Raw genomic sequence first — 26791 nt, forward strand, 5'->3', positions numbered from 1 at the left:
AGAAGTGTAAGTAAGGTGCTGGCCCGTTGACAGATCCGCCCCGTCAGCCCCCCGCGATCTCCTCCGCCAGCACCCGCCCGAGGTACCGCGCCACCTCCCGCGGCCCGCTGCGGGGCGCGGCGGCCTCGACCTGCGGGTTGTAGTTGGTGTTCGTGTTGACGTCGTAGGTGAGCACCCGCCCGTCGACGGACTCGATGAGCTCGATCCCCGCGATCTCGATGCCGTGCGCCCGCGTGAAGGCCAGGTACTTCTCGACGATCCCCGGGTCGAGGTCCTCGCGCAGCGAGAACAGCGACACCCCAGGCTCGGGCGCCAGCGTTGCGCCAGGGGGTAGGACCGGCCGGCCTGTCGTCGGGTCGACGGCGCACGCGTCCGCGGGGCACAGCTGGAAACCACCGCGCAGCGTGTCGGCGCGCACCGAGTACAGGTGCTCCCCGCCGACGATCTCCACGCGGGTGATCGACCCGTCGCGCGGCTGCACGTACTCCTGGAGCAGCGTGACCCCGTCGACGGGCTCCTCGAAGCCGCCGGCCGCGAGCACCGCGCCGAGCTCGTCGACGTGGTCGAACCTCTGCACGCCCAGCCCCTTGCCGCCCTGGTTGTGCTTGGTGACGAAGGGCGTCGGGAAGTCGCGGGCTGCCGCGAGCAGGTGCTCGGTGCCGACGACCACGCGGGTGCGTGGCACGTCGATCCCCGCGGCGCGCAGCGCGCTCAGCTGGAGGACCTTCGACACCTCGAGCTCGAGGACGCCGCGCCCGTTGACCACCCGTCGCCCACCTGCCTCGGCCCACGCGAGGACCGCACGGGTGTGCTCCTTCGACAGGCCGTGACCGCGGGTGTGGGACGACGCGCTGAAGCGTGACCACACGATGCCGGGCGGCGGCGGGTCGTCGAGGTCGAGGACCCCGCCAGTGAGCACGAGCTCGGAGTACGGCACGCCCTCGGCCTCGAAGGCTTCGGCGAAGACCTCGAACCACTCCGGGTTCTCGTGGACCGCGTGGACCACGGGCGTCGTCCCTGATGCTGCTGCGGCGCTCATGCGAAGTACCCCGCGACGTCCACGACGCCACCGGCGGCCTCGAAGTCCTCGCGGACGTCGGCGCGCAGCGCTGGGTCGTACAACCAGTCGAGGGCGGTCAGTGCGAGACCCACCGCCCCGTCGAGTGCTGCCCGATCCCCGGCCTCGGTCGCGGCGACCGCAGCGAACTCGCGGGTGTGCAGCGCGACCTCGGGGTCGCTCACAGCGATCATCGGGTGGATCGACGGGATCCGGACGCTCACGTTGCCGAAGTCTGTCGACGCGGCGAGCTCGGCGGGGACGACCCCACCGGCGAGCGCGGTCCGCCCCCGCCCGGCCTGGTGCTCGGCCCAGCGCGCCGCGAGCGGCCCGTTGGTGCGCAGCGGCAGTGTGTACGGCACGGGGTCCCACTCGAGCTCGGCGACGGTCCCGGTCGCCCGGGCGATGCCGTGCGCGATGTCTTCGAGACGGTGCGACAGGTCTTTGAGCGTGGACGCCTCGGCCGAGCGGACGTAGTACTCGACGACCGCCGTCTCGGTGACGATCGACGGGCGTGTCCCACCCTCGCGGATGACCCCGTGCACGCGGTCGCTCGGCGGCAGGTACTGCCGCAGCAGACCGACCGCCTGGTAGTTGAGGGTCACCGCGTCGAGGGCGTTGCGGCCCATGAACGGCTGAGCCGAGGCGTGCGCGGCGACGCCCGTGTACCTGACCACGAGCTGGCGGCGGCCGAGGAAGGGCTGGTCCACGACGTCGTAGCCGAAGGGGTGCACCATGATCGCAGCGTCGACCCCGTCGAAGAACCCGGCCCGCGCGAGGATCTCCTTGCCGCTGTTGCCCTCCTCGGCCGGGGTGCCGAGCAGCAGCACCCGGCCCGGGAGGTCCTCCTCGGCCAGGGCGAGGAAGGCCCCCGTCGCTGCCGCGGCGATGAGGTGGTGCCCGCAGGCGTGGCCGATCCCGGGGAGGGCGTCGTACTCCGCGACGATCGCGATCGTCGGACCGTCCGACTGGCCGGCGCTCGCCCGCAGCGAAGTGCTCAGCCCGTGCGTCCCGACCTCGACCTCGTGGCCGTGGGCGCGCAGCAGCGCGGCGAGGGCCGCGACGCTCTGCACCTCCTCGAACGCCTCCTCGGCATGCTCGAAGACCGCGTGGGCCAGCGCGACGACGTCGCCCTCCTGCGTCGCGGCCCGTGCGACGACGCGCTCGCGGGCGTCGGCGGGGGAGCCTGCGTGCTCCGAGACCAGCGGCACGAAGGCTGCTGCCCTGCGGCGGGTCGTCGCGTCGAGGGCCTCGAGGTAGGCGCGGCTCGGCTGCGGCGGACGAAGGGCGGTGCGGTCGGTCATCGGGCTCCTGCTCTCGGGGTGCGTCGGCGGGGCGTGCAGCGACCGGGCACGCGGTCCGCGCCCCGGAAGGTCTCTGGCCACCCTAGGCGCACGACCACCGCCACCTAGCGGTCACGGCAGATTCTCGGAGGCTGAGACGACGCGCTGGGCCGGGCAGCACCGCGCTGTGCTCGACGGCACGTCACCTCGGGATGCGACCGCCCGGGGCGGCCCGGACGATGGGACGATGACCTCTCTCTCCACCCCCGCGCCCGACCGCGCGCCCACTCCCGTCCGTACGCCTCCGGAAGGTGCGCACGCTCTCGTCGTCGGGGCGACGGGGATCGCCGGGTCTGCGCTGATCGAGCAGCTCGTCGCTGCCGGGTGGCAGACCACCGGGCTGTCGCGCCGGCCCGTCGAGACCGCCGGCGTCGGCCACGTCGCCGCCGACCTCACCTCGCGCGACAGCCTCCAGCAGGCCCTCGGCGACCTGCGTCCCACGCACGTGTTCATCACCGCGTGGTCGCGCCAGGACACCGAGGCGGAGAACATCCGGGTCAACGGAGGCATGGTCCGCGACCTGCTCGCCGTCCTCGGCCCGCAGGGGACGCTCCAGCACGTGACGCTCGTGACCGGGCTCAAGCACTACCTCGGCCCCTTCGAGGCCTACGGCGTCGGCGTCCTGCCCGACACCCCGTTCCTCGAGGACGCCGAGCGCCGCCCGGTCGAGAACTTCTACTACGCCCAGGAGGACGAGCTGTCGGCGGCCGCCGCCGCGCACGGCTTCACCTGGTCGGTCCACAGGGCGCACACCGTGATCGGTCACGCCGTCGGCAACGCCATGAACCTCGCCTCGACCCTCGGCGCCTTCGCGGCGATCGCCCGTGCGACAGGCCAGCCCTTCGTGTTCCCCGGATCCGTGAGTGCCTGGAACTCCCTCGTCGACCTCACCGACGCCGCGCTGCTCGCCGACCACCAGCTGTGGGCAGCCACCACCCCCGCCGCGGCCGACACGGCCTTTAACATCGTCGACGGCGACCAGGTCCGGTGGCGCAGGCTCTGGCCCGCGCTCGCGGCCCACCTCGGCGTCGAGCCGCAGGGTCCGAGCGACGAGCCGGCACCGCTCGAGGTGCAGATGGCCGACGCGGCCCCCGTCTGGGAGCGCGTCGTGGCCGAGCACGGTCTGGTCGAGCCAGACCTCACCCGCGTCGCCTCGTGGTGGCACACCGACGGCGACCTCGGCCGGGAGGGCGACATGCTCGCCGACATGACCCGCTCACGCCTGGCCGGCTACACCGGCTACGTCAGCACCGAGCGCGCGCTGCTCGCCGTCCTGGACAGGTACGCGGCCGAGGGGATCCTGCCTCAGCCCCGCTGAGCCCGCGGCAAGCCGGTCTCCGCGGCTCTCAGAACCCCGCGTAGAGCTCTTCGACGACGTCGAGGGAGTGCATCGCGGTGAGCGGACCTCCCTCGTGCGTGGACTTGTCGGAGCGCACCACGTGACCGGCGGCGACGGCGGGGAGCCGCGACCACAGGGGGCTCGCCTGCGTCGCCGACCACTCGTCTGCGCCGTTGACGAGGGCGATGATGCCGTCGGCGTCGTCGTAGGCCTCGACCAGCCGCTCGGGGGAGTGCTCGATGCCGTCGCCGGTCTCGATCGCCTCGGCGAAGACCTCACTCGGCAGCGCGCCGACGTCCTGGAGGACCGTGGAGAGCAGGCGGTTGGGGCGTACCTGAGACCCGCTCGAGTCGCTGCCGAGCGGGACCACCGGGTGCTCTGCGATGACGTCTGCGTAGGTCGACGCGACGTCGGCGACGCGGTCGTCGTAGGCGGTCACGAGCTCTTCGGCCCGGACGGTCGTCCCGGTCGCCTCCGCGACGAGCCGGAGGTCGTCCTGCCATGTCGAGGTGTCCTGGTCGCCGATCGCGACGACAGGGGCGATCGCGCTCAGCTGGTCGAAGATCTCCTCGACGTCGTCTGACCGGCTGATGATGACGCTCGGTGCCGCCTCCGCGATGGCCTCGATGTTGATCTCGTCGGCGAGGAACAGCCCTTCGGCGCCGTGCTCGGCGACAGCTGCGGCCCGCGCCTCGGCGAGCGGAGACTCGAGGTCGAGCGATCCCTCGCCCTCGAGCGGGAAGCCGACGACAGGGAGGTCGAGGGCGAGCGCGATGTCGAGGTCACGCCGGCCCTCGATCACGACGACCGAGTCGATCTGCTCGGGCACGGCGACGGGTCCGAGGACGGTCTCGACGGTCCGGCCTGACGTGGCAGGAGCCTCGGTCGAGGATGAGGTGGTGGTCGAGCACGCGACGAGGAGAGCCGTGCTGGTCAGGGCTGCGGCGATCGGCCAGAGGGCGCGCGCGGAGGGCGCGGAGAAGCTGTGCATGAGGTAAGGCTAGCCTCAGTTCCACCCGGTCTGGCTGGGGGTGCGTCTGGCGAGACGAGGGGGCTGCTCGGGCGCGGGACGAGGGCCGGGCCCACAGCTCTTCCGGCGTCGGAGCCCTCGTGGGCCGGACTGCTGCTGGCTCCCAGGGCGTGCCCGGAGCGCAAGAAGGCCGCATCGACGGCTGTCGGTGCGGCCTTCTCGTGCAGACCCGCGCGTCCGCGCGGGTCCTCTGGTGCGTCTCGCGTCAGGCTGCGACGGCTCCGCGCGCGGCCTCGACTGTCGCGGTGAGGACCGCGGTCAGCTGCTCGACGACCTCGGAGTCGTCGCGCGGGTGCGTCTCGGCGAAGCGGACGACCGAGCCGGGGATCGAGAGCGTGACGTCACCGAGGACGTTCGCGCCCGCGATGCCGAAGGCCTTGCGGGCCTCGTCGTGGGCCCACACGCCGCCGAACTGGCCGTAGGCGCTGCCGACGACCGCGACGGGCTTGCCCGAGATCGCGCTCGCGCCGAAGGGGCGCGAGGCCCAGTCGATGGCGTTCTTCAGTACAGCGGGGATGGTGCCGTTGTGCTCGGGGGAGACGACCAGGACGGCGTCGGCCGAGGCGAGGGCCTCGCGGAAGGCTGTCGCGCCGGCGGGGGCGGAGTCGGGGAGGTCGATGTCCTCGTTGTAGAAGGGCAGGTCGGCCAGGCCCTCGAAGATCGTGAGGGTCGTGCCCGCGGGGGCGAGGTCGACTGCGGCCTCGGCGAGCTCGCGGTTCTTCGAGCCGGAGCGCAGGCTGCCGACCAGGACGAGGATGGAGACGTCTGACATGGGAGGTCCTCACGTAGGTGCGGGGTGGTTCTGGGGGATGCGCGGCGGGCCGCGCAGGCGGTGCGAAGAGTGCGTGCGGTGCGGTGACCGCTCGCCCAGCATAAGCGGACCACGGTCCGCTTAGCAGCGTGACGTGCGTCTCACCGCGACGGACATCGCTCACCCGGGCTGCGGGCCGCTCGCGTCGTTGCTGGTCCACAGGCCCGCGGGCTGGGCGCGCCCGGGCCGGTGCGTGGAGTCGGTCGTCTCACCCGCTGCGGGGTTCTCGCCCCTGCGGCCGCGACGATAGGCTCGCCGGAGCGCACGACCGTCGACCAGGTGAGGAGGCCCGCGATGACGTCCCTCGACCTCCCGGCCCCCGGGAGCACCGCGGCCTGCGAGCGTGCCGACGCCGCCCGCAACAGGGAGCACCTGCTCGTCACCGCCCGTGCGATGCTCGCGGATGTCGGCGTCGACGGTCTCACCATGGACGGCCTCGCCCGCGCGGCCGGGCTCGGCAAGGGCACGATCTTCCGCAGGTTCGGCTCCCGCGCGGGTCTGCTGCGCGAGCTGCTCAACGACTCCGAGATGACCTTCCAGGAGGGGTTCTTCTCCGGCCCGCCGCCGCTCGGCCCCGGCGCCGAGCCCGTCGAGCGTCTGGTCGCCTTCGGCCGCGAGAGGCTCCGGCTCGTCACCGTCCAGGGCGACCTGCTGCGCAGCGTCGAGGCGGAGGCCGAGCACAGGTACTCCGCGCCGGCCCACGCCGCGTCGGCGATGCACGTGCAGATGCTGCTCGGGCAGGCCGGGGTCGACGGAGACCTCCAGGTGCTCACGCTCACCCTGCTCTCCTCTCTCGACGCGGCCCTCGTCCTCTACGAGACGCGCGACCTGCGGATCGACCTCGACAGGCTGGCCGACGGCTGGGAAGACCTCGTCCGCAGGGTCGCCCGAGCCTGACGCTCTGCCTGCGACGGGCAGACCGGCCGGCCGTCACACCTCCACGCACCAGGCTCCCCAGACGCGCCCGTCAGATCGGCGCGCCCGGCGGGATCACCGGCAGCGGACCGAGGTCGACCGCCGACGGGTCTGACGCGGCGAGCCGCGCGGTCCTGACGAGGTGGTCCCAGCCGCGGTCGGTCCTCCGGTCCGCCCTGCGGCCTGACGCGGCCGACGGAGTCGGCAGGACCGACTCGGCCGACGAGACCGAAGGGTCGGACGTCGCGCCGAGCGCAGCAGCCCCGGACGTCGCATCGAGCTTCTCGTCCAGCCTGTCGGCGGCGTCTGCGAGGGAGGTCGCGACGGACGCCGCGACGGCGGGATGCAGACCGCCGCCGGTGAGCGTGGCGACGAGGTGCTGGAGCACGGTCCACGCCGCCTGCTGCCGGACCGCCTCAGAGAGGGCGTCACCCGTGCCGGGGGCGTCCCAGACGGCGTCGAGGACCGTCGCGACGATCTCGGAGACCGTCGGCACCCGGTCTGCGCTGGCCGCTGCCAACGCCCGCTGGCTGCCACCCTCGGCAGCCTCGGAAGCCTGGGAGCCCTCAGAACCCTCGGAAGGCCCAGCGGCCCCTCGAGCCCCGACAGCCGACGCCGCGTCTTCCGCAGCCTGCCAGGCCACCCTGTTGAGCCGCCCCGGGGCGAAGAGCTGCTCGGCGACGATCCCGGCCCCGGCGCCTACGGCTGTGAAGGGGTCGAGGACGATGCCGCGGCGCGGCGTGAGGTACTCGGTCGTGCGCTCGTACCGGATAGCGGGCGGCACGACGGTCCGCAGCACCGACGACGGCAGGGCCAGCACCTGGGGGGAGAGCAGGTCGGTGAGGACGGAGAGCGCGCGGCGCTGCTCGGCGCCGGGGACCACGCGGTTGCCTGTCGCTTCCTCCCCGGCCAGCGTGTAGCCGTACTCGACACCGCCGAGCAGCCGCGCGACCGCCGGGACCTGGTACCTGTGCAGCAGGTAGAGGGGGACGAGCCGCTCTTCGATCTCGCCGGCCTGGCGGTCGGGTGCGACGACGCCCGGGGAGAAGTCGCGCAGCGCCTTCGCCCGGACCTGGAGCAGGTTCTCGAGCGAGGCGACAGGGTCGGCGCCGTGCACCCAGGGGACGGCGTCCGGGGAGGCCGCCTCGGCGTGGTGCCCGTCGTCGTCGGTGAGGTAGACGAGACCGGCCGCGGCGGCCTCGCGGCGCAGCGCCTCGAGACCGGCGGCCTCCTCGCCGGGGGCGAAGTCCTGGTACGCGTGCCGGACCGCGAAGACGTCCCACGGGCCCAGGCCCACGGGGTAGGCGTCGGAGAGGTCGATCTCGCCGTCCGCGCCCAGCCGGACCTGCGGGTGCGGGTAGTCCATGACCGAGGCCTGCGGGTGCTGGTGCGAGGCGTAGTTGTGCATGAACCCCAGGGCGTGGCCGATCTCGTGGGCCGCGAGCTGGCGAAGGCGGGCGAGCACGAGCTCGTCGACGGCCGCGAGACGGCGTGCCTCGTCGACGTGGCCGTACGGGGCGAGCAGCGCCTCGGCGACCAGGGTGAGCTGATGGATGCGCTGGGACCCGAGCCGCACGCGGCCCGAGAGGATCTCACCGGTGCGCGGGTCGGTGAGCGCCGCGCCCTGCGACCAGCCACGGTTGGTCCTGTGCACCCACCACAAGGACGAGGTGCGGGCGGCGAAGGGGTCGACGTCGTCGGCGCGGAGCTCGACCCTGTAAGCGTCGACGAAGCCAGCAGCCTCGAAACCCTCGGCCCACCAGCTGCCACCCTCGATCACGGCGCTGCGGTACGGCTCGGGGATCGCCGGGTCCACGTGGAACACGATGGGCTCGTGGACCGTGCTCGGCGCGGTGCCCGGGGTCGTCTTCTCGAGCCTGAAGCGGGGCTGGAGCCGCACGTCGACGCTCCGACCTCCGGGCAGGGCGTGGTCGGCGAAGCCCTTGCCGTAGCCACCCGCCCCGGGGTGGAACGGGCGCGGCACGAAGCCCGAGGGCAGCGGGACGAGGCTCACGCGCTGCGTGATCGAGACGACGTCGGGGTCCGGGCTGACCTGCGCGAGCAGCGCACCCTCGCCGCGCCCGGCGAAGGTGAGCACGGCCGAGAGCTCGACCGAGCCGGGGGTGCGGGGGCGGTCGTCCCCGGTGGTGGTGCCGGAGGACGTGCTGCCGTCGGCCGACCTGCTCTGGCTGGTCGGCCCGCCCGGGCCGGTGGTGGCCGACACGAGGAAGGACCTGCTGGCGTCGAGGCGCAGGTCGCCCTGCTCGGCCCGGGCGAGTCGCGTGCTCACGGCGAGCAGGTCGCTCGTCGCGAGGGACGCGGCGTCGACGACGACGCTGCCGTCGCCGCGGTGCTCGACGACGGGCGCCGACCACAGCACCGACCGCGCGAAGGAGTCGTCGCCGGCCTGGACCGCGGCAGGGTCGTCCGAGACCACGGTGAAGTGCTTGTTGTCCTGGACCAGCAGCACCCGGTCGCCGACCACGCGCAGCTGCACGAGCCGCACGTCGCCCGGCTGCCCGCGGTCCAGCCACAGCCCGCTCGACCCGATGCCGCGCTCGATCCCGGTGAGCAGCAGCAGCTGGCCGCCCGACCTCGGGACGGAGAGCAGGGCGGTGCCGTCAGCGCCGGGTGCGTCGTACGGGACACCGGCCTCGCCGACGGGCTCGGAGGCGGGGGCGGGGACGAGCGTGGGGAACGAGGTCACGGGGTGAGGTCCTGTCGTCGTCGGTGGTCTGACCAGCGTAGGTGCGGGCCAGAGGGCGGGCCTATGGTGGCGCCGCGCCCCCTGGGCGGGTGGTGCAGGTGGTGCCGTCCAGCTCTGGGCGGGTCAGCCCTGCGAGAGCCAGATGTCGTAGAACACAGGCTTCGACGACGCCTCCCAGTCGATGCCCTGGACCGTCGACGCCGCGCCGAGGATCGACACGCTCTCGACGATCGGCACCGTGAAGCCGTCCGCGAGGATCAGCTCCTGGGCGGTCTCGACGAGCGGGGAGCGGACCGCGGGGTCTGTCGTCGTGCGCTGCTCGTCGAGGACCGCGGCGAGCTCGTCGTCGGTCCCGCCGTGCCGGTTGCCCGGGTTCGCGGGCGAGAAGTTACCCCACAGCACGTCGGGGTCCGGGCGGGTCTGCGAGTTGTAGAAGAGGTCGTAGTCGCGGTCGCCGAGCACCTGGTTGAGCTCGGGCAGGGTGATCGTGCGGATGGTCAGCTCGACGCCGATCTTCGCGTAGTCCTGCTGCGCGAGCTCGAGGACCTGCTTGCCCCAGCCGATCGCCGGGTTCCACGTGGCCTCGACCGTGAGCCGCTGGCCGTCCTTCTCGCGGATGCCGTCCGACCCGACCTCCCAGCCTGCGTCGTCGAGGGCCGCGGTGGCGGCGTCGGGGTCGTAGGCGAGGACGTCCGAGAGGTCGCTCCACCCGGGGGTCGAGCTCGACAAGACGGCCGTCGCGGGCGGTGCCTCGTCGAAGAACAGCGTCGAGGACACCGTCGCCCGGTCCACCCCGAGGAGCAGGGCCTGCCGGACGGCCGGGTCGCCCAGGACCGGGCGGGTGGTGTTGACGAGCAGCCCGCCGGCGTTGCCCGGGTTGGGCCGCGAGACCACCTGGTACTCCGCGCCCGCCTGCAGCTGGGGGAGGTCCTGGGTGGGCACGTCACCGATGACGTCGAGCTGGTCGGAGACGAGCGACCCCGTGCGGACCGACCCCTCGGGGATGACCGAGAACTCGACCCGGTCCAGATAGGCGTCGCCGGTGTGCGCGGCGCGCGCCGGAGCCCAGTCGTAGCCCTCGCGGCGGACGATCGCCACGCTCGTGCTCGGCTCGTAGCTCTCGATCGTGAAGGGCCCCGACGCGGCGTACTGCCCTGTGCAGAGCTCTTCGGGGGTCTTGTCGAGGCTCTCGCTCGACAGCAGCCCGAGGGACATGCTCGACGCGGCCTGCAAGAACTGCGCGTTCGGGGCCGCGAAGGTGACCGTCGCGGTGTGCTCGTCAACCACCTCGGTGCCCTCGTAGCCCGTGAGGTACTGGAGCGGCAGCCCGGCGAGCGGCCCGAGCTCGGCGACCGAGTCGAAGTTCTTCTTCACGAGATCCGCGGTGAGCTTCTCGCCGTCGGAGAAGGTCACGTCGTCGCGCAGGTGGAAGGTGAAGGCCGACGCGTCCTCGTTCACCTCCCACGACTCGGCGAGCCACGGGGCGATCTCGCCGGTCTCGGGGTCCTGGTCGAGCAGGCTGTCGACGACCGACCGGGTGACCGTCAGGCTGACCGTGAGCCCGCCCTGGCGCGGGTCGAGGCACTGCGGGTCCGCCTGCAGGCCGTAGCGCAGCGTGCCGCCCGAGACGGGTGGGCCGGCAGCAGCGCCCTCGCCGCCGGACGAGGCTGTCGAGCCGCCACCGCAGGCCGAGAGCAGCAGGGCTGCTGACACGGCGGCGGCGGGCAGGAGGGACGGGGACAGTCTCATGGACGGGCTCGCATTCTAGGTACTGGAGGGGACGAGGGGGAGGGAGGAGGGAAGGAAGAGCAGGAGGTCAGGCGTGTGCGGCGAGCTCGGCGCGGATCTCGTCGAGGGTGTGCCACCCGAAGTCGCGGGTCCCGGCGGCCACCTCGTCGAGGGCCCGCGCGACGAGCGGCCCGACCACCAGGTCGACGCCGACCGCCGCGGCCTGCTCGGGGTAGGTGCTGCGGTCTCCACCGGTCTCGCGCGGCCGACGGCGCACGGCGATGTCGCGGAACACCCCGCTGCGGTCTTTCGGCTGGGTCCGCAACCACCGGACGAGGCGGGTGAGCGCGCGGTCGCGGGTGAGGCCCGGGGCGGCGTCGGAGAAGGCGTAGGGCTCGTAGGCGTCGAAGCGCTCGAGCACGACGCCCGAGCGGATCGCGACCTCGGTGCTCTCCCGGGCGACCGCCGCCGCGAGGTCGCGGTACCTGTCGACCACGTCGGCGATCGGCGCGTCGACGAGGGTGGTCAGACCGAGGATCGAGCCGAAGCCCTGCTTGCCCCAGCGGTACCCCGCGAGGTTCGCCGTCGCGACGACGTCGCCGTAGGCCCGGAGGTCTTCGGCGACGGCCAGGACACGGGCGTCCGGTGCACCGCCGCCTGGCAGGCCGACGGCGACAGCACCCGCACCCCCGTCGCTCACGACGCCGGGGCCCAGGTAGTCGGTGAAGATGTTGACGAAGGCGCCGAGCACCCGCTCCGCGCCGACGGCGTCGGCGATGGTCTGCTCGTTGTGGCCGTTCTGGGCCGAGAGCACCAGACCGTCGGCCGCGAGGCGTGGTGCGACCCAGGCCGCTGCGGTCGCCGTGTGCTGCGACTTGGTCGCCAGGATCGCCCTGTCGATGCTCGCGGGCGCCTCGTCCGGCAGGTAGGCCCCCGCCACCTGCACGACGTCGTCGCGCCCGTCCGGTCGGCGGATCGTCAGCCCGTGCTCGCGGATCGCCGCGACGTGCGCGGCGTCGGTGTCGATCACGGTGACGGCGTGCCCGGCCCGGGCCAGGGCGTGGGCGAGGGTCCCGCCGATCGCCCCCGCGCCGACCACCGTGTAGGCGGCGCGCTCGGGGCGACCCGGGTCGAGGGCAGGCGCGCCTGCGGTGACAGGCGTGGGGCGTGCTGTCGTGGTGCTCATGCGGGGACCTCCGAGAGGTGGGGAGAGGTGGCGGCCGGGGCGCCGGTCGTCGGCGCGGCTCCGGGACCGTCCGCGGCGGGCTGCTGGGTGCTCGTGGTCGTCGGCCAGTGCTGGGGGAGGGCTGTCGTGCCGCCCGAGGCCCCGCCGTCGACCGACAGCGTGGTGCCCGAGACCCACCGGGCGTCCGGGCCGAGCAAGAACCGCACCGCCGAGGCGATGTCCCTGGGCTCGGCACGGCCGGGCAGCACGTTGCGGCGGACGGCGTCCGCGTACTCCGGTGTCACCGGGTTCACTGGGGAGTCGACATCGACAAAACCGGGCGCGACGGCGTTGACCCGGATGCCCGACGGCCCCAGCTCGACCGCGCTCGCCTGGGTGAGCAGGGTGAGCGCCGCCTTCGACGTCGAGTAGTGCGCCGTCCCCGGCCGGGCGGCCCGCGCCGCCCCCGAGGTGATGTTGACGACCGCTGGAGTCCGGCCCGCGGCGGTCGCGCGACGGCCGAGCTCTTGGGTGGCGAGCAGCACGGCGCGCACGTTGACGTGCTGCACCCGGTCCCACTGCGCCGGGGTGATCTCCAGGAACGGGATCGCCGGGTACACCCCCGCCGCGTTGACGAGGGCGTCGAGCGGTCGACGCTCCCACGCGGCGGCCACGGCGTCCCGGGCGAAGGCCTCGTCACCGAGGTCGCCCACGAGGGCGTGCACAGGGGCTCCCGAGCGCTCGCGGACGTCGGCGAGGACGGCGTCGAGGGCGTCGCGGCGGACGTCGACCCCGGTGACCTCCCAGCCGTGCGCCGCGAGGTCACGGACGATCGCCGCCCCGATGCCGGAACCCGCGCCTGTCACGAGCGCGTGGCCTGCGCGACCCGCGTGGCCTTTGTGACCCGCGTGGCCTGCGTGCCCCGGTGCGACGACGCTGGTCGTGGCCGTCTGGCTGCTCTCTGGCGTGCTCATGCTGTCTCCCTCACGTGGTCGGCGATCTGCGCGTGCGTCGCGAACCACACGGGCCCTGACGCGGTGATCTCGGCGAGCAGCTCGTCGAGCACCCACAGGCGCGAGCGGTGCCCGATGATCCCGGGGTGCATGGTCAGCTGGAACACCCCGCCCTCCGCGAGAGCTCCGCGGAACTCGTCCCGCCAGATGCCCAGCACGGCGGCCGGGGCCGTGTGCGGCCTGAGCCCGGCGTAGCGCGCCATGACGAAGTACGGGGCGTCGTCGCGGATCCACTCGACGGGCACCTCGACCACACCGGTCGGCACACCGTCGGCGAGCAGCTCGTAGGGGTCGTCGTCGGCCATGAGCGAGCTGTCGTAGCGGAAGCCCGCCTCCTGGACGATCCGCAGCGTGCTGTCCGAGAAGTCCCACGACGGCGTGCGGATGCCCACGGGGCGCGTCCCCGACAACCGCTCGAGCACGTCGAGGCTGCGCAGCGTGAGGTCGCGCTCGTCGGCCTCGCTCAGCAGCGTGTTCCGCTCGTGGATCCACCCGTGCACACCCACCTCGTGGCCGGCCGCCGCGTAGTCGCGGACCTCCCCGGGGTGCAGCAGCCCGGAGACCGCCGGGACGAAGAACGACGCCGGGACACCGTGCCGCTCGAGCAACCTGAGGATGCGTGGCACCGCGACGCGGGCACCGTACTCGCCCGCGGCGAGCCCGCCCGGGGTCGTCTGACCCTCGCGAAGCACCGGGGTCTCGTGGTCGGCGTCGAAGGAGATCGCGACGGCGACGCGGGCACCACCGGGCCAGCTGCCCGGGACGAGCCGGCGACCGGCCCGCACCTGCTCGACGAGGCCGCGCCACACGGGCTCCTCCCACTGCCAGGGCTGCTGGTCGGCGGGCACCAGCCCGCTCATCGCTCGACCTCGGTCGTCGCGCCGGCAGGAGCCAAGAACTCCGCGACGACGTCGGCCAGCGCGTCGACGGTCAGCCGCAGGCTCTCGACGTCCACCTGCTCGTCGTCGCCGTGGAACAAGGACCTGAACCGGCCCACGTCCCAGGCCGCGCTGAACAGCGCGAAGCCGTACGCGACCCCACCGCGCTCGCGGACGAAGCGCGCGTCGGTGCCGCCCGAGGTGAGCAGCGGCAGCACCTGCGACGTCGGGAAGCGCGCGGTGACCGCACCCACGAGCGCGTCGTAGAGCCGACCGTGGTCGGGGGACACCGAGGCGGAGCGTGCCGGTCCGGCGAGCACCTCGACGGGTCCGTCCGGTGCCGCGAGGTCACCGAGAGCGGTGCTGACCGCCGCATCGGCGTCGTCCCCGGTCTGGCCGGGCAGCAGCCGGATGTCGACGTCCACCTCGCCCCTACCCGGGATGACGTTGCCCTTGGCCCCCGAGCGGAGGACGTTGGGCGAGAGCGTCAGGTGGCTGATCGCGTGGCCGAAGCGGGCGCTCGTCCCGAGCTCGGCCAGGGCGTCGTCGAGGCGCTCGGGGTCGAGCAGCGCCCCGCGGACGTCGTCGCTCAGCGGTGACGCGGCGACGAAGGCCCGCCACCTGTCGTCGAGCACGGGTCGGCTGCGGTGCGCCGCGACGCGCAGCGCGGCGTCGGCCGCGAGGAGCGCGGCGTTCGCTGCGCCCCACGGCAGAGAGCCGTGCCCGCCCCGACCGTGCGCGACGAGCCGGCGCGGCGCTCCACCCTTCTCACCGACGGTGACGGTCACGTGCGAGCCGACGTGCAGCCCGCCGCTCTCGGTGAGTGCGTTCTCGGTCGGCACGAGGCCCGGGCGGTGGGTCGTGATCCAGTCCATGCCGAAGCGGCTGCCCGCCTCCTCGTCGGCGACGGCCGCGAAGACCAGGTCACCGGCCAGCCGTGCGCCCGACATCGCGATCTCGCGGGTCACCACGGCCATCGAGGCGGTGAGGTTGAGCATGTCGAGGGCGCCGCGCCCGCGGACCACCCCGTCGACGACGTCCCCCGCGAAGGGCGCGAAGCTCCAGTTCTCCTCGTCGACGGGCACCACGTCGGTGTGCCCGATCAGGCTGAGCGGCGGTGCTGCGGGGTCGGTGCCGCGGACCCTGAAGATCGCGCTGACCCGGCCCGGGTGCGGCTCGACCAGCTCGACCTCGACCCCGCTCCCGGCGAAGAACTCGACGAGGGTGCGGGCGTTGCGGACCTCCTGCCCAGAGTCCGGGGTGCCGTCGTTGACGCAGGCGTTGCGGATCAGGGTGGTGAGGAGCGCGACGACCTGCTCGGTCCGCGAGGCGGTCTCGGCAACCGTGCCGGTCGTGCCCGCAGGCGTCCAGGTCTCGGTGCTGCTGCTCACGGTGCCTCGATCCAGGTGTCGTAGAAGGACAGCCGTGACGACGCCTCGAAGCGCAGGTCGTGGGCGGTTGGCGCCGTCGCGATCACCGTGCTGAACTCCATGACCGGGATCGACAGGGCGCGATCGAGTAGCTGCGTCTGGGCGTCCGCGAGGAGTGCGAGGCGTGCGTCGGCGTCGGCCTCGGCGGCCTGCGCGTCGAGCGGGGTGTTGACGGCGTCGTCGGCGGCGAGACGCGCGAGGTTGCGGCCGCTCGACCCGTAGACCGTCCGCAGCACGTCACCGTCGGCGCGGGTCAGGTTGGTCCAGCTGAAGTCGTAGTCGCCGACCTTCTGCACCTCCGGGTACTCGGCCATCGTCACCTGCCGCAGCTGGAGGTCGACGCCGGCCTTGACCAGCTGCTGCTGCACGAGCTGGAGGATCTGCTCGCTCGCCGCGAAGTTCGTCAGGTAGACGACGTCGGCCTGCAGGCGCTGGCCGTCCTTGGTACGGATGCCGTCGTCACCGGGCTCCCAGCCCTCGGCGTCGAGACGGGCCTTCGCGGCGTCGAGGTCGAAGGTCAGCAGGTCGCCGAGGTCGGTGTACCCGGGGTTGGAGCTGCTCAACGGGCTGGTCGCCGCCTTGTAGCTCGGGGTGAGGACCGTGTCGACGACCTCCTGGCGGTCGATCGCCTCGCTGATCGCGAGGCGGACCTCTTCGTCGCCACCCACGGGTCGGTCGGTGTTGGGCAGCAGCGCGAAGGAGATTCCCGGGTTGGTGCGGGCCGACACCGTCTGCCCGGTGGCCTTCAAGGGTTCTTCGTCGGTCGGCAGCACGTTCATGAACGCGTCGAGCTGGCCCGACTGCAACGACCCCGTGCGCACGCTCGGCTCTGCGACGACGGAGTACTCGATGCTGTCGAGGTACGCCTCGCCCTCGTGCCCGGCGATGCTCGACGGCCAGGCGTAGCCGTCGCGGCGCTCGAGGGTGGCCGACTGCGCTGGCTGCCAGTCGGTCAGGGTGAAGGGCCCGGAGCCGACGAACTCCCCGGCGCACCGGTCTTCGACGGACAGCGTGGTGCTCGCGACCGAGAACAGACCGAGGGTCATGGTCGACGTGGCCTGCAGGAACTGCGCGCTCGGCTCGGAGAACTCCACGCGCGCCGTCTGCGGGTCGACGACCACGGTCTGGGCATACCCGTCGAGATAGCTCGACCCGAGGGTCGCCTGCGCCCCTAGCGCGGCGATCCCGTCGAGGTTCGCCTGGACGGCCGCGGCGTCGACGGGCGTGCCGTCGGCGAAGGTCGCGTCGTCGCGCAGGGTGAAGGTGAAGGTCTTCGCGTCGGGGGAGACCTCCCACGACGTCGCGAGCCACGGCACGATCTCACCGGTCTCGGGGTCCTGGTCGGTCAACGAGTCGACGAGCTGCCGGCCGATGTTGAGCGAGTCGTTGCCGCCGGCCTGCTGCGGGTCGAGGCAGGTGGGGTCGTAGCCGAGGCCGAAGCGCAGGGTGCCGCCGCTCTGCGGCTCACCGCCACCTGCGGAGGTGCCTGGGGCGGCGGTCCCGGAGGAGGCGCAGCCGGCGAGCAGCAGCGCGGAGACTGTGGCGGCGGCGAAGGCTGCTGGGCGGGGTGAGGCGGTCGATGGCACGGTGGCTCCGGTTCGAGGGTGTGCGGCGGCCCCGGCCCCGTCGCGGCGCCGTCAGGGCGCGTGGAGGGAACCGGTCGTGGCCGGGAGGACGAGGGGGCGGTGCGGGCAGGGCTGTGCCGGGAGATGCCGACGGTGCCGGGCTGCTTCGAGACGGTGCTCGTGCTGGCCACGGCTCGGTCCGGGCGTGATCCCTCGGCGGGCCTCGGCAGCCCTGTGGGCGCAGACGCGACGTGGCGTCACGTGCCGTGTCAGGTGCCGGTGCTCCCGGGGTGGCGCTGTGGCGCGAGGCGCAGGACCGGCGTCAGCAGGGCCGTCGCGATGTGCGGGCGCAGGTCTCGGTCACGAGGTGCTCGCACTGGGCTCAGGCCCTTGCCGACGCCTCTCGGCGTGCGGTCAGGGTCGACAGCGACAGCTGCCGGGGCGCACGGCCGGACAGCCCGCAGGCTGGGTGGGGCGGTGCGCAGCAGGGCGCAGGGCGCTCCGCGGGGCAGGCCGGAGGGTGTGCGGACCGAGGTCGGTCAGGATGGCTCTGCGTCGCACGGTGCACCTCCTCGGGTGTCGTCTGGCGGTCGTCGGCGACCACGTCCGGGTCACCTGGTGGGACCGTAGCCCGGATGGTGAGAAGAAGTCCATCTATCCAGACTTCGTGTCAGCCTAAGATCTTCTTATGTATGACGTGAAGCGCCTCTCGCTGCTCCAGGACCTCTCGATGCTCGGGACGCTCGCCGCGGTCGCCGAGGTCAACGGCGTGACGGCGTCTGCGGTCTCCCAGCAGCTCAAGACCCTCGAGGACGAGGCCGGTGTCGACCTGCTCGTCCGGGACGGCAGACGCGTCCGTCTCACAGCCGCGGGAGACCTCCTCGTCGAGCACGCCGCCGAGGTCCTCGCCGCCCTCGAGCGGGCCCGAGGGGCTGTCGCCGCCCTCCAGGACGAGGTCGCCGGCGAGGTCACGGTGGCCGCGTACCCCAGCATCCTCGCGCCTGTCGGCAGCCGTCTGGCCGTCGCGGTGCGCGAGCGGCACCCCGGCGTCACCGTCCGTCTCGCCGAGACCGACGCGACCCGCGCGATGCCCGCGGTGATCCGCCGCGAGATCGACGCGGCTCTCGTCCTGCGCTACCCCGACGACGGCGACGAGGTCGTCCCCGGCGTCCGCACCCGCCGCCTCTTCGACGAGCGCTTCGTCGCGGTCGTGCCCGAGGCTCTCGGCGGTGTCGTCCTGCACGGCGGGCTCGGTGTGCTCGGGCGTGACAGGTGGATCGTCGGGGCGCCGACGCTGCCCTGCACCCGGTCGATCGTGTCCGCATGCCGGACGGCCGGCTTCACCCCAGACGTCCAGCACGAGGGGATCGGCTACCTCGCGGCCATCCAGCTCGTCGGGGCCGGGCTCGGCGTGACGGTCGTCCCCGAGCTCTCCGCACAGGTGCTGCCCGAGGGCGTGGTCGCGGTCCCGTGCGCCGTCCCGCAGCGTCAGGTCGCCCTCGCCTACCGCGACGGCGCCCAGGGGCACCCGGTCACTCACGCGCTGCTCGACGTCGCCGCCGAGGTCGGCCGCACGCTCAAGACCCGCCCGCTCTTCGGGGCGCACGCGGTGTGAGGGCCCGGGCCCGGGCCGCGGAACCACCGGGCCCGGGCCGCGGAGCCAGCGGGCTCGGGGCTGCCGGGCTGCCAGCTCACGGGGCGACCAGGCCGTGGGCTCGCCGGGCGGCGGGGCTCCGGTGACACGCTCGTACAGAGATTCACAAGGGTTAACAGAGGTTCACGCACGGCGTCGGGAGAGTCGCCCCACCAGGGCTGGACAGTGCTTGACCACGTCCTCAGAGCATGCCTAGGGTGTCGCCCAGGTCACGAGATCTCGCCCATGGCCCGGCAGGCGAGGCAGCAACCCCCAGATGGCAGCGGGGTGCTTCCGGGTATCGACCAGGCCGTCAGGATCCCTGACGGCAAGTGCCCCGACCACCCGACCGCGCGCAGCGCCGGTCGTGCACGCACCCGCACCCTCGCGTCTCGGACGTGCGCCTGCGCCCGGCCTCCCGGCCGACCGTGCAGTCGCCCAGCCCCGGCGCGGAGCCGTGCGCGGTGCGTCCGAGAGGAGTCCCCCTCGTGCGTGCCTATCTGCTGCGCCGCGCGCTCCAGGCCGTCTTCGTGCTCTGGGCCGCGTTCACCGCGACCTTCGCGATCTTGTACATGCTGCCGAGCAACCCCGTCGCGATCATGCTCGACGCCGGCGGCGAGGGGACGCAGGTCGACCCCGAGAAGGTCGCCGAGCTGACCGCGCGCTACGGCTTCGACAAGCCTGTGTGGGAGCAGTACCTCACGCGGCTGTGGGCGGCCGTCCGCGGCGACTTCGGCTCGTCGATCCAGACCGGCCAGCCCGTGACGGGCTCGATCCTCGACGCCCTGCCCGAGACCCTCAAGCTCGCCTCGATCGGCCTCGTGCTGGCCGTCGTGATCGGGGCCTCCCTCGCGCTCGTCGCCACCTGGACGCAGGCGCGCTGGCTCCGCCAGGCGCTCCTCGCGCTGCCGCCGCTCGGCGTCTCCGTGCCGACGTTCTGGGTCGGTCTCGTGCTGCTCCAGGTCGTCTCCTTCCAGTGGGCCCTGCTCCCGGCCATGGGCAACGTCGGCTGGCAGACCCTCGTCCTGCCGAGCCTCACCCTCGCGATCCCGACCTCCGCTGTGATCGCGCAGGTCCTGGCCAAGAGCCTGTCGACGACGTGGGACCAGCCCTTCGTCGAGACGGCCCGCGCCAAGGGCACCCCCAGGCTGCACATCCACCTGCGGGACGTGCTGCGCAACGCGGCCATCCCCACGCTCACGCTCGTCGGCATCACCGTCGGCAACCTGCTCGCCGGGTCCGTGGTCGTCGAGACGGTGTTCTCGCGCAACGGCATCGGGCGCCTCACCCAGCAGGCCGTGACCTTCCAGGACATCCCCGTCGTGCAAGGCCTCGTGGTCCTCTCGGCCGTCATCTTCGTCGTGGTCAACCTCGCGGTCGACCTCGTCTACCCAGCCCTCGACCCCCGCATCAGCCAGCGCACCCGCGCGGCCGTCTGAGAGGACGCACCATGTCAGACCTGACGATCACCGTCCGGGGTGCCTCGATGGGCCCAGCCGCCGGCACGACTGCCGGGCTCTCGTCCGCCGACGGGCTCGACCACGCGCTCGCCGAGGCCGCCGGCGGCCTCCACGACGCCGACGCCTGGGCTGTGCCCTCGCGCACCGAGCGCCTGCGCCGACGCGCCCTGTGGCTCGTGCGACGCCCGGGCCTCGTCCTCGCGGTCCTCGCCATCGCGCTCGCGCTCGCCTGGGCCTTCTGGCCGGCGGCCTTCGCGCCCTACAGCCCGACCGTGGGCGTCCCGGCCGACAAGCTGCAGGGCCCGAGCGCGCAGTACTGGTTCGGGACCGACTACCTCGGTCGTGACCTCTTCTCCCGCGTCGTGCACGGCTCGGCCCTGTCCCTCAAGGCCACCGCGATCGCCGTGGCCATCGCCCTCGTCGCCGGCTCGGGCATCGGGCTGGTGGCCGGCTTCGTCGGCGGGGTCGTCGACGACGTGCTCATGCGGGTGGTCGACGTCCTGCTGGCCGTCCCCGGTCTGCTGCTCTCCCTCGCCGTGGTCACGGTGCTCGGCTTCGGCACCACCAACGTCGCGATCGCTGTCGGCGTCGCCGCGGTGGCCTCGTTCGCGCGCGTCATGCGCGCCGAGGTGCTGCGGGTCCGCGAGTCCGTGTTCGTCGAGGCCGCCGCGGCCTCGGGCGTCGGACGCCTGACCATCGTGCGACGGCACGTGCTGCCCAACTCCTCGGGGCCCGTGCTCGTGCTGTCCGCTCTCGAGTTCGGCTCCGCGATCCTCGCGGTCTCGGCCCTGAGCTTCCTCGGCTTCGGTGCCGCGCCGCCGGCCCCAGAGTGGGGGTCCCTCGTCTCCGAGGGACGCAGCTACCTCGCCACCTCCTGGTGGCTCACCACGCTGCCCGGCCTCGTCGTCGTGGCCGTGGTGCTCTCGGCCAACCGCGTCAGCCGGGCCCTCGACGGAGAATGGAGCGACCTGCGATGACCAGCACGAAGACCACCAGCACGACGTCTACCCGCACCGAGACCGCCACGACGGGCGACGAGCCCGCGCGCTCCGGACCGCTCCTCGTCGTCGAAGGCCTCGAGGTCGCGTACAGGACCCGCCGTGGGACGGTCCCGGCCGTGCGCGGCGTCGACCTGCACGTCGACGCGGGCGAGGTCGTGGCCGTCGTCGGCGAGTCCGGCTCGGGCAAGACGACCACGGCGCAGGCGATCATCGGGCTGCTGCCGCGTGGTGGTGCACGCACTGCCGGGCGCATCGTGCTCGACGGCACCGACATCAGCGCGTGGAGCGACAAAGAGCTCGAGCGGGTCCGTGGTGCGCGCCTGGGCCTCGTGCCGCAAGACCCGACTGTCTCGCTCAACCCCGTCCGACGCATCGGCGACCAGGTGGCCGACGTGCTCGTCGTCCACTCCGGCCTCGCCCGGCGGGCGACCGGGCAGCGCGTGGTGGAGATCCTCGAGCAGGCGGGGCTGCGTGACCCCGAGGCCGTCGCCCGCCAGTACCCGCACCAGCTCTCGGGCGGCATGCGTCAGCGGGTGCTCATCGGCATCGCGCTCGCCTGCAGGCCCGCGCTCGTGATCGCCGACGAGCCGACCTCGGCCCTCGACGTCACAGTCCAGCGCGCGGTCCTCGACCACCTCGGGTCGCTCACCGCGGAGCTCGGGACGGCCGTCCTGCTCGTCACGCACGACCTCGGCGTCGCGGCCGAGCGTGCCCAGCGCGTCATCGTGATGAACCGCGGGCGGGTGGTGGAGGAGGGCAGTGCCCGGCAGATCCTCGAAGACCCGCAGGACCCGTACACGAAGGCCCTCGTCGCGGCGGCGCCCTCGCTCTCGCCGACCCGGCTGCGGCCGACGGTGCGGGACGGCCGAGCAGCGGACCCGGTGCTGGCGCCCGAGCGAGCGGGCGGGCCGGAGACTGGGGAGGCGGTCGAGCAGGTCGAGCAGGTCGAGCGGAGCGGCCTGAGTGTGATGGCCGAGGCCAGCGAGGCCAGCGAGGCCAGCGAGGTAGGTGAGCCAGAGGCCTCGTCGAGTGGTGCCGTCCCGACCTCCGTCGTGCCGCGCGAGCCCGCTGCCCAGGCAGCCTCGCTCGCGCCCGTCGTCGAGGTGCGCGACCTCGTCAAGGAGTTCACAGTGCCCCAGCAGGGCGGCGGCAAGAAGACCCTCCGGGCCGTCGACGGTGTCTCCTTCTCGGTCCCGCGCGGCGAGACCTTCGCGATCGTGGGGGAGTCCGGGTCGGGGAAGTCGACCACGGCGCGCCTCGTCCTGCGGCTCGCCGACCCGACCTCAGGCTCTGTGCACGTCGACGGGCAGGACATCACCCGGCTGCGCGGCCGCCGCCTGCGTCGACTGCGCGAGCACCTCCAGCTCGTCTACCAGAACCCCTACGCCTCCCTCGACCCGCGCTTCACCATCGGGCAGGTGCTCACCGAGCCGCTCGAGGCCTTCCGCACCGGGGACAGGGCGTCGAGGTCGCGCCGGGCCTCGGAGCTGCTCGACCAGGTCGCGCTGCCGACCTCCGCGCTGCACAGGCACCCTGCGGAGCTCTCCGGCGGTCAGCGCCAGCGGGTGGCGATCGCCCGGGCGCTCGCCCTGCACCCGCAGGTCGTCGTCCTCGACGAGCCCGTCTCCGCCCTCGACGTCTCGGTCCAGGCGCAGATCCTCCAGCTGCTCGTCGACCTCCAGGCCGAGCTCGGCCTGAGCTATCTGTTCATCTCGCACGACCTCGCGGTCGTGCGGCAGATCTCCGACCGGGTCGGCGTCATGTCCCGCGGCCGGCTGGTGGAGAGCGGGACGACCGAGCAGATCTTCGCCGACCCGCAGCACGACTACACCCGGGCGCTGCTCGCGGCGATCCCGGGCCGCACGAACGTGACGGCCTGAGGAGAGACCGAGCCCACCGGCACGGTCAGCACTGCCTGCCCGACCGCTCTGCCCGCCTGACCGCTCTGCCCGCCTGACCGCTCTGCCCGCCTGACGACAGCCGGCACGACCGGCCCTGCCCCCTGACCGACCAGCACCGAGAGGATCCCCACCATGACTCGCACGACGCCCCACCAGGACACCCCTGCCGACACCTCACCCGCGCCCTCGTCCAGAGATGACGAGGCACTTGCCGCCGCGCGCGGGCTCGCGCCGCTCGTCAGCCCGCAGGACGCTGCCAGCCACCTCGCCTCAGGTGGCCTGCTGCTCGACGTGCGCAGCGCCGCAGGTCGAGCGACCACAGGGGCGATCGAGGGCGCCCGCATCACCGATCGCGCGGACCTCGGACCGGAGCTCGACCCGACCGCCACAGCGTCGGCCCTCGCCGCCGCAGGCCACGGCGCCGCTCTGCCGGTGTCCCTCGACACCCCGATCGTCGTGGTCTGCGGCTCGGAGCGAGGGTCTGGTCCTGTCGCGGCGGAGCTCATCGCCCGTGGCTACACCGACGTGCGCCAGGTCGAGGGCGGAGCACCAGGCTGGGCTGCGGCGGGGCTGCCGCTCACGTCGTGAGGGCGGAGGGCGGAGCGCGGAGGAGCCGGAGGACGGGCTCGCTGTGCTCTCGCCGTCGCTCTTGCCGGTGGTCTGGTCTGTGCGCAGCCGACGGTCCACCGGCAGGGGTCCTGAAGGTGCGCTGATCGCCCTCGAGAGCAGCCTCGCTGCTGAGTCCGCGCCAGTCGTCGAGGACCGTGCGCCGGGTGGAACCTCACTCGTCAGGCGTCCTGCCCGAGAGGATGAGGATGCGCTCGATGGTGCTCCGGTCAGGTGTCACAGCGTGCCGGACCTGCCCGAAGGCCTTCCCGGTGCCGCGTGCCGACCCGGGGAGCAGCTCGAGGCGGCGCAGGACGAGCGCAGCCACTGTCGGGTCGACCTCCCACTCGAACCCGAGAGTCCGCGCCAGGTCCCAGGTGTGGATCACCGTGTCGCACAGCTGCATGCCGTAGAGGTCGTCGATGCTGCGAGCCCCCGGTACTCCCGGGACCTCCCGCACCTGGGACTCGTCGTCGGTGGAGGCAAAGGCATCCTCCATGTCTCTGGCGGTGCGCCTGTACGCGTGATCGAAGCCGTGGTGGGCCATGTCGCCGGCGGGAGGCACCGACGCGAAGTCGGGCGAGGCGTCCGGGGCCCTAGGTGCTCCCGTGAGGGCCTGGGCGAAGGCGAGGTTCTCGTCGAGCAGGTGGTGGTAGAGATTCTTGACGTCCCACTCCTCGCACGGCGTCGGGGACGTCAGGTCGCCGGAGGTGACCTCCGACAGATATGACGCGAGCTGCTCGGTGGCTGTGTGCAGAGCGGAGATGTCCACTGTCCAACCTCTCCGACGTCGATCCGTGGTCGGCTGTTTGGCCTCCGGGGGTTCTCGCCAAGTTATCGCACCTATGGTGCAATAGTCCAGATCGTGGTTGTCGGCACGTCACGGCACGTCACGGCATGGCGAGGCGACGCCGAGCGAGAGCGCTGAGCGTCGCCGCCGGTGAGTGTGGGAGAGGTCTCGTGGCGTAACCGTCGACGTCTGACGGACGGCTGCGCCCTCGCGCACCGGTCGGCGCACGAGGGCACGGTGGCCGCGCGGTGGGTAGGCGGTGGCGCGGCCTCAGGGGCGGAGCTCGGCTCAGATCGCCGTCTGGTCCCCGATGCGGTGGTACGTCCTGTCGTGGAACACCAGCGGGGTGGCGTCGGTGCGGGTCTGGGACTCGATGGCCCGGACGGAGACGAGGAAGCTCTCGCCGACGGGCGTGCGCTCGAGGATCCTGCCGCGCAGCCAGGTGACGGCCCCGTCGATCACGGCCTCGCCGCTCGGGAGCTCGGTCCAGCCGCCTGCGGCGAAGCGGTCGATGCCGCTCGTCGCGAAGCGTGCCGACACGTCGTCCTGGTCCTGGGAGAGGAAGCTGACGGCCAGGGTGTCGGCCTCGGCGAGCGCGGCCCACGACGACGACGTCCCGGCGATCGAGAAGGCGAGCAGCGGCGGTGCCGCGGACACCGAGATGACCGAGGTCGCTGTGAAGCCCACGTGGCCGTGGGGTCCACGCAGGGTCACGACGGCGACGCCAGCTGGATGCTGGCGGAACACGGTCTTGAACTCGTCGGGGGACAGGTGGGTGTCGAGGTCGGCGAGACGCTCGTCCTGGATGGTCATGTGCAGTCCTTCGGTGGTCTGTCGTCGGCTTGCCGGTCCCGGGGGACCAGCCAGGTCATCTCCCGGAGCACCCCGCCATGACGATGGGGTTGCTGTCCGACCAGCCGGGGCTTCGCGTCGGTTCTCGTGACCTTGAGTGACCGGTATAGCAACGGCTCGCGTCCTGTCATCGGCTTTCCCAGAACGTCTCACCATCTGGTCAGGGGGTGGTGCTCGGGGTGGACGCCGGGGTGCTGCCCGGTCGCTCGGGCTGCGCCTCGGCCGGAGCTCCACCTGGTACCTCGCCAGGAGCAGTCTCGAGCGTCCCCTCCGGTGCCCCTCCGACCTCGGCGACGCTCACCGTCCACGTGCGGCTCGGACCGAAGCCGGTGACGGCTGTGCCACCCTCACCCACGTCGACGTACCGCAGGCTCAGCGTGTGCGACCCCGCAGACGGGCCGCGCCAGACGAGGTCCTCCCCGCCCGCCACCCTGTGGAGCTCGCCCGTCGGCGTCCCGTCGACGCTCAGCTGCACGAGCTCTCCGGCGGTCCCCTCGACCCGCAGGGGGACGTCGCCCCCGTCGGGGGCCTCGATCACCTCGCCGTCGGTCGGCGCTGCCAGGACGGGACGGTCGAAGGTCCACGAGAGCGCCGTGGACGCCTCGGACTCGGAGCCTGTCGTCTCGTCGCGGGCGTGCGCGGCGACGGTCAGGGCGTCCGTCGAGGTGAGGCACGCTGCTGGGGCTCCGGTCAGCTCCCCGCACACCTGCGCAGACCAGGCGCCCGAGGTGTCTGCGACGGCTGTCGCCAACGAGTCACCCGAGGTGGTCGTCACGACGACCGTGGCACCCGGCTCGGCCGCCCCTGAGACCGTGGGGAAGGTGATCAGCACAGTGCCTGCCGCCGGTCCGGTGAGTGTCGGCACCCTGGGCCCGGCGGGCTCAGAGGGACCTGAGGGCGGTGTACCCGGCGCGACGACGTCGGGCACCGGTGCCAGGGGCGGAAGCGTAGGCAGGGGAGGCAAGGTCGCGACGGGCTCGGGTGCCGGGTCGGGCTGAGCCGGCTCGGGCAGGTCGTCCCACTCGATCACCGGTGGCTCTGCGGACGGGGGCAGGTCGACCGTCGGTGCGTCCTCAGGGTCGCCCACAGGCGCGTCACCGTCGGGTGCGTCGACCGGCGCCGTCGTCGACGCGACGCCCGGGAGCGCGGACGTCGGTGCGGCAGTCACGACCCCTGCAGGGCTCCCGGCCGTGGGTGGAGGTGAACCCGCCCCGATCGCGATCCCCGTCGAGACCACGGCGAGCCCGGCGACCGCTGCGACGACGAGGCCGACAGGACGGGCGACGACGCTCGTCCTCGGTGCACCGGCACCCCAGCGCCCGCCTCGTCCGGTGCGCGGGCTCGCGTCGTCGACCGGCGTGCCGTGGCGCGGTCCCTGCGCGGATCTCTCCGCCGGTCCCTGCGCCGGCTCGGGCGTCGGTCTCTGTGCCGCTGTGTGCGTCGAGCTGTCCGTCGATCTGTGCGTCGAACCCTGAGGGTCGGTGCTCACGTCGTCTCTTCTCTGCGTCTGATGCCGCATCCTGCCTACCACAGAGCGGGTGAGAGGCACAGGCCCTCGCCTGTGAAC

21 protein-coding genes and 2 riboswitches are annotated in these 26791 nt (G+C 73.1%); of the genes, 7 read left to right on the forward strand and 14 right to left on the reverse strand.

The features are described 5' to 3' along the window. Window positions 1-43 precede the first annotated feature (43 nt). Entirely contained in the window at window positions 44-1039 is a 996-nt protein-coding gene (locus ASG53_RS01490; RefSeq protein ID WP_056127519.1) for an ATP-grasp domain-containing protein, read from the reverse strand. Next, a complete protein-coding gene (locus tag ASG53_RS01495; RefSeq protein WP_056127522.1) occupies window positions 1036-2361 on the reverse strand; it encodes an amidohydrolase in 1326 nt (441 codons plus the stop codon). The genes ASG53_RS01490 and ASG53_RS01495 overlap by 4 nt, the downstream gene beginning before the upstream one ends. A gap of 226 nt (window positions 2362-2587) precedes the next feature. Between ASG53_RS01495 and ASG53_RS01500 the strand changes: the two genes are divergently transcribed. Next, on the forward strand, window positions 2588-3718 hold the full coding sequence (locus tag ASG53_RS01500; RefSeq protein ID WP_056127524.1) for an SDR family oxidoreductase: 1131 nt from the start codon (window positions 2588-2590) through the stop codon (window positions 3716-3718). A gap of 28 nt (window positions 3719-3746) precedes the next feature. Here the strand turns inward: ASG53_RS01500 and ASG53_RS01505 are convergent, their stop codons facing one another. Both ASG53_RS01505 and ASG53_RS01510 read right to left on the reverse strand, forming a co-directional pair. Next, window positions 3747-4730 carry an ABC transporter substrate-binding protein gene (locus ASG53_RS01505; RefSeq protein WP_056127526.1) on the reverse strand — a complete coding sequence of 328 codons (984 nt, stop codon included), beginning with the start codon at window positions 4728-4730 and terminating at the stop codon, window positions 3747-3749. A 244-nt stretch (window positions 4731-4974) separates the two neighbouring features. Continuing rightward, entirely contained in the window at window positions 4975-5541 is a 567-nt protein-coding gene (locus ASG53_RS01510) for an NADPH-dependent FMN reductase (RefSeq protein ID WP_056127529.1), read from the reverse strand. 333 nt (window positions 5542-5874) lie between these two features. Between ASG53_RS01510 and ASG53_RS01515 the strand changes: the two genes are divergently transcribed. Continuing rightward, the gene (locus ASG53_RS01515; RefSeq protein WP_056127530.1) at window positions 5875-6477 is read left to right on the forward strand and encodes a TetR/AcrR family transcriptional regulator; all 603 of its coding nucleotides are present in this window, start codon (window positions 5875-5877) and stop codon (window positions 6475-6477) included. 70 nt (window positions 6478-6547) lie between these two features. On the opposite strand, the gene ASG53_RS01520 is transcribed toward ASG53_RS01515, so the two are convergent. From ASG53_RS01520 to ASG53_RS01550, 7 genes are all read right to left on the reverse strand, one after another. Next, window positions 6548-9202, reverse strand: coding sequence for a zinc-dependent metalloprotease (locus ASG53_RS01520; protein WP_056127533.1), 2655 nt, complete (start codon window positions 9200-9202; stop codon window positions 6548-6550). A 123-nt stretch (window positions 9203-9325) separates the two neighbouring features. Next, window positions 9326-10951 carry an ABC transporter substrate-binding protein gene (locus ASG53_RS01525; RefSeq protein WP_056127536.1) on the reverse strand — a complete coding sequence of 542 codons (1626 nt, stop codon included), beginning with the start codon at window positions 10949-10951 and terminating at the stop codon, window positions 9326-9328. Between the two features lie 67 nt (window positions 10952-11018). Beyond that, window positions 11019-12116, reverse strand: coding sequence for a ketopantoate reductase family protein (locus ASG53_RS01530; protein ID WP_056127539.1), 1098 nt, complete (start codon window positions 12114-12116; stop codon window positions 11019-11021). After that, the gene (locus ASG53_RS01535) at window positions 12113-13069 is read right to left on the reverse strand and encodes an SDR family NAD(P)-dependent oxidoreductase (protein ID WP_235533796.1); all 957 of its coding nucleotides are present in this window, start codon (window positions 13067-13069) and stop codon (window positions 12113-12115) included. Before ASG53_RS01535 ends, ASG53_RS01530 begins: the two co-directional genes overlap by 4 nt. Next, window positions 13066-13968, reverse strand: coding sequence for a polysaccharide deacetylase family protein (locus ASG53_RS01540; protein ID WP_056127541.1), 903 nt, complete (start codon window positions 13966-13968; stop codon window positions 13066-13068). Before ASG53_RS01540 ends, ASG53_RS01535 begins: the two co-directional genes overlap by 4 nt. Beyond that, on the reverse strand, window positions 13965-15377 hold the full coding sequence (locus ASG53_RS01545) for a M20/M25/M40 family metallo-hydrolase (RefSeq protein WP_235533798.1): 1413 nt from the start codon (window positions 15375-15377) through the stop codon (window positions 13965-13967). Before ASG53_RS01545 ends, ASG53_RS01540 begins: the two co-directional genes overlap by 4 nt. After that, window positions 15374-17002, reverse strand: coding sequence for an ABC transporter substrate-binding protein (locus ASG53_RS01550; protein WP_056127547.1), 1629 nt, complete (start codon window positions 17000-17002; stop codon window positions 15374-15376). Before ASG53_RS01550 ends, ASG53_RS01545 begins: the two co-directional genes overlap by 4 nt. Before the next feature lie 667 nt (window positions 17003-17669). Between ASG53_RS01550 and ASG53_RS01555 the strand changes: the two genes are divergently transcribed. The 5 genes from ASG53_RS01555 to ASG53_RS01575 all read left to right on the forward strand — a co-directional run bounded on the left by ASG53_RS01555 (window position 17670) and on the right by ASG53_RS01575 (window position 23564). After that, window positions 17670-18596: a LysR family transcriptional regulator gene (locus ASG53_RS01555; RefSeq protein ID WP_056127550.1), complete on the forward strand. Its 927-nt coding sequence runs from the start codon at window positions 17670-17672 to the stop codon at window positions 18594-18596. 246 nt (window positions 18597-18842) lie between these two features. Then, a riboswitch (SAM riboswitch) is annotated at window positions 18843-18955 on the forward strand. 147 nt (window positions 18956-19102) lie between these two features. Then, complete coding sequence (locus ASG53_RS01560) at window positions 19103-20053, forward strand: ABC transporter permease (protein ID WP_082543704.1); 951 nt, start codon at window positions 19103-19105, stop codon at window positions 20051-20053. A gap of 11 nt (window positions 20054-20064) precedes the next feature. Beyond that, window positions 20065-21051, forward strand: a complete 987-nt coding sequence (locus ASG53_RS01565; protein WP_082543705.1) for an ABC transporter permease — start codon at window positions 20065-20067, stop codon at window positions 21049-21051. After that, entirely contained in the window at window positions 21048-22955 is a 1908-nt protein-coding gene (locus tag ASG53_RS01570; protein WP_056130469.1) for a dipeptide ABC transporter ATP-binding protein, read from the forward strand. The genes ASG53_RS01565 and ASG53_RS01570 overlap by 4 nt, the downstream gene beginning before the upstream one ends. 153 nt (window positions 22956-23108) lie before the next feature. Further along, entirely contained in the window at window positions 23109-23564 is a 456-nt protein-coding gene (locus tag ASG53_RS01575) for a rhodanese-like domain-containing protein (protein WP_056127553.1), read from the forward strand. A gap of 193 nt (window positions 23565-23757) precedes the next feature. Here ASG53_RS01575 and ASG53_RS01580 read toward each other — a convergent pair whose 3' ends face one another. The 3 genes from ASG53_RS01580 to ASG53_RS01590 form a co-directional block, all read right to left on the reverse strand. Further along, the gene (locus ASG53_RS01580; protein WP_056127556.1) at window positions 23758-24354 is read right to left on the reverse strand and encodes a TIGR03086 family metal-binding protein; all 597 of its coding nucleotides are present in this window, start codon (window positions 24352-24354) and stop codon (window positions 23758-23760) included. A gap of 306 nt (window positions 24355-24660) precedes the next feature. After that, the gene (locus ASG53_RS01585) at window positions 24661-25185 is read right to left on the reverse strand and encodes a flavin reductase family protein (protein WP_056127559.1); all 525 of its coding nucleotides are present in this window, start codon (window positions 25183-25185) and stop codon (window positions 24661-24663) included. A 20-nt stretch (window positions 25186-25205) separates the two neighbouring features. After that, window positions 25206-25317: riboswitch (SAM riboswitch) on the reverse strand. A gap of 67 nt (window positions 25318-25384) precedes the next feature. Beyond that, the gene (locus tag ASG53_RS01590; protein WP_056127562.1) at window positions 25385-26713 is read right to left on the reverse strand and encodes a hypothetical protein; all 1329 of its coding nucleotides are present in this window, start codon (window positions 26711-26713) and stop codon (window positions 25385-25387) included. Between the last annotated feature and the right edge of the window lie 78 nt (window positions 26714-26791).

It is taken from the genome of Sanguibacter sp. Leaf3 (genome assembly GCF_001425965.1).
GTDB classification, from domain to species: Bacteria; Actinomycetota; Actinomycetes; order Actinomycetales; family Cellulomonadaceae; genus Sanguibacter; species Sanguibacter inulinus.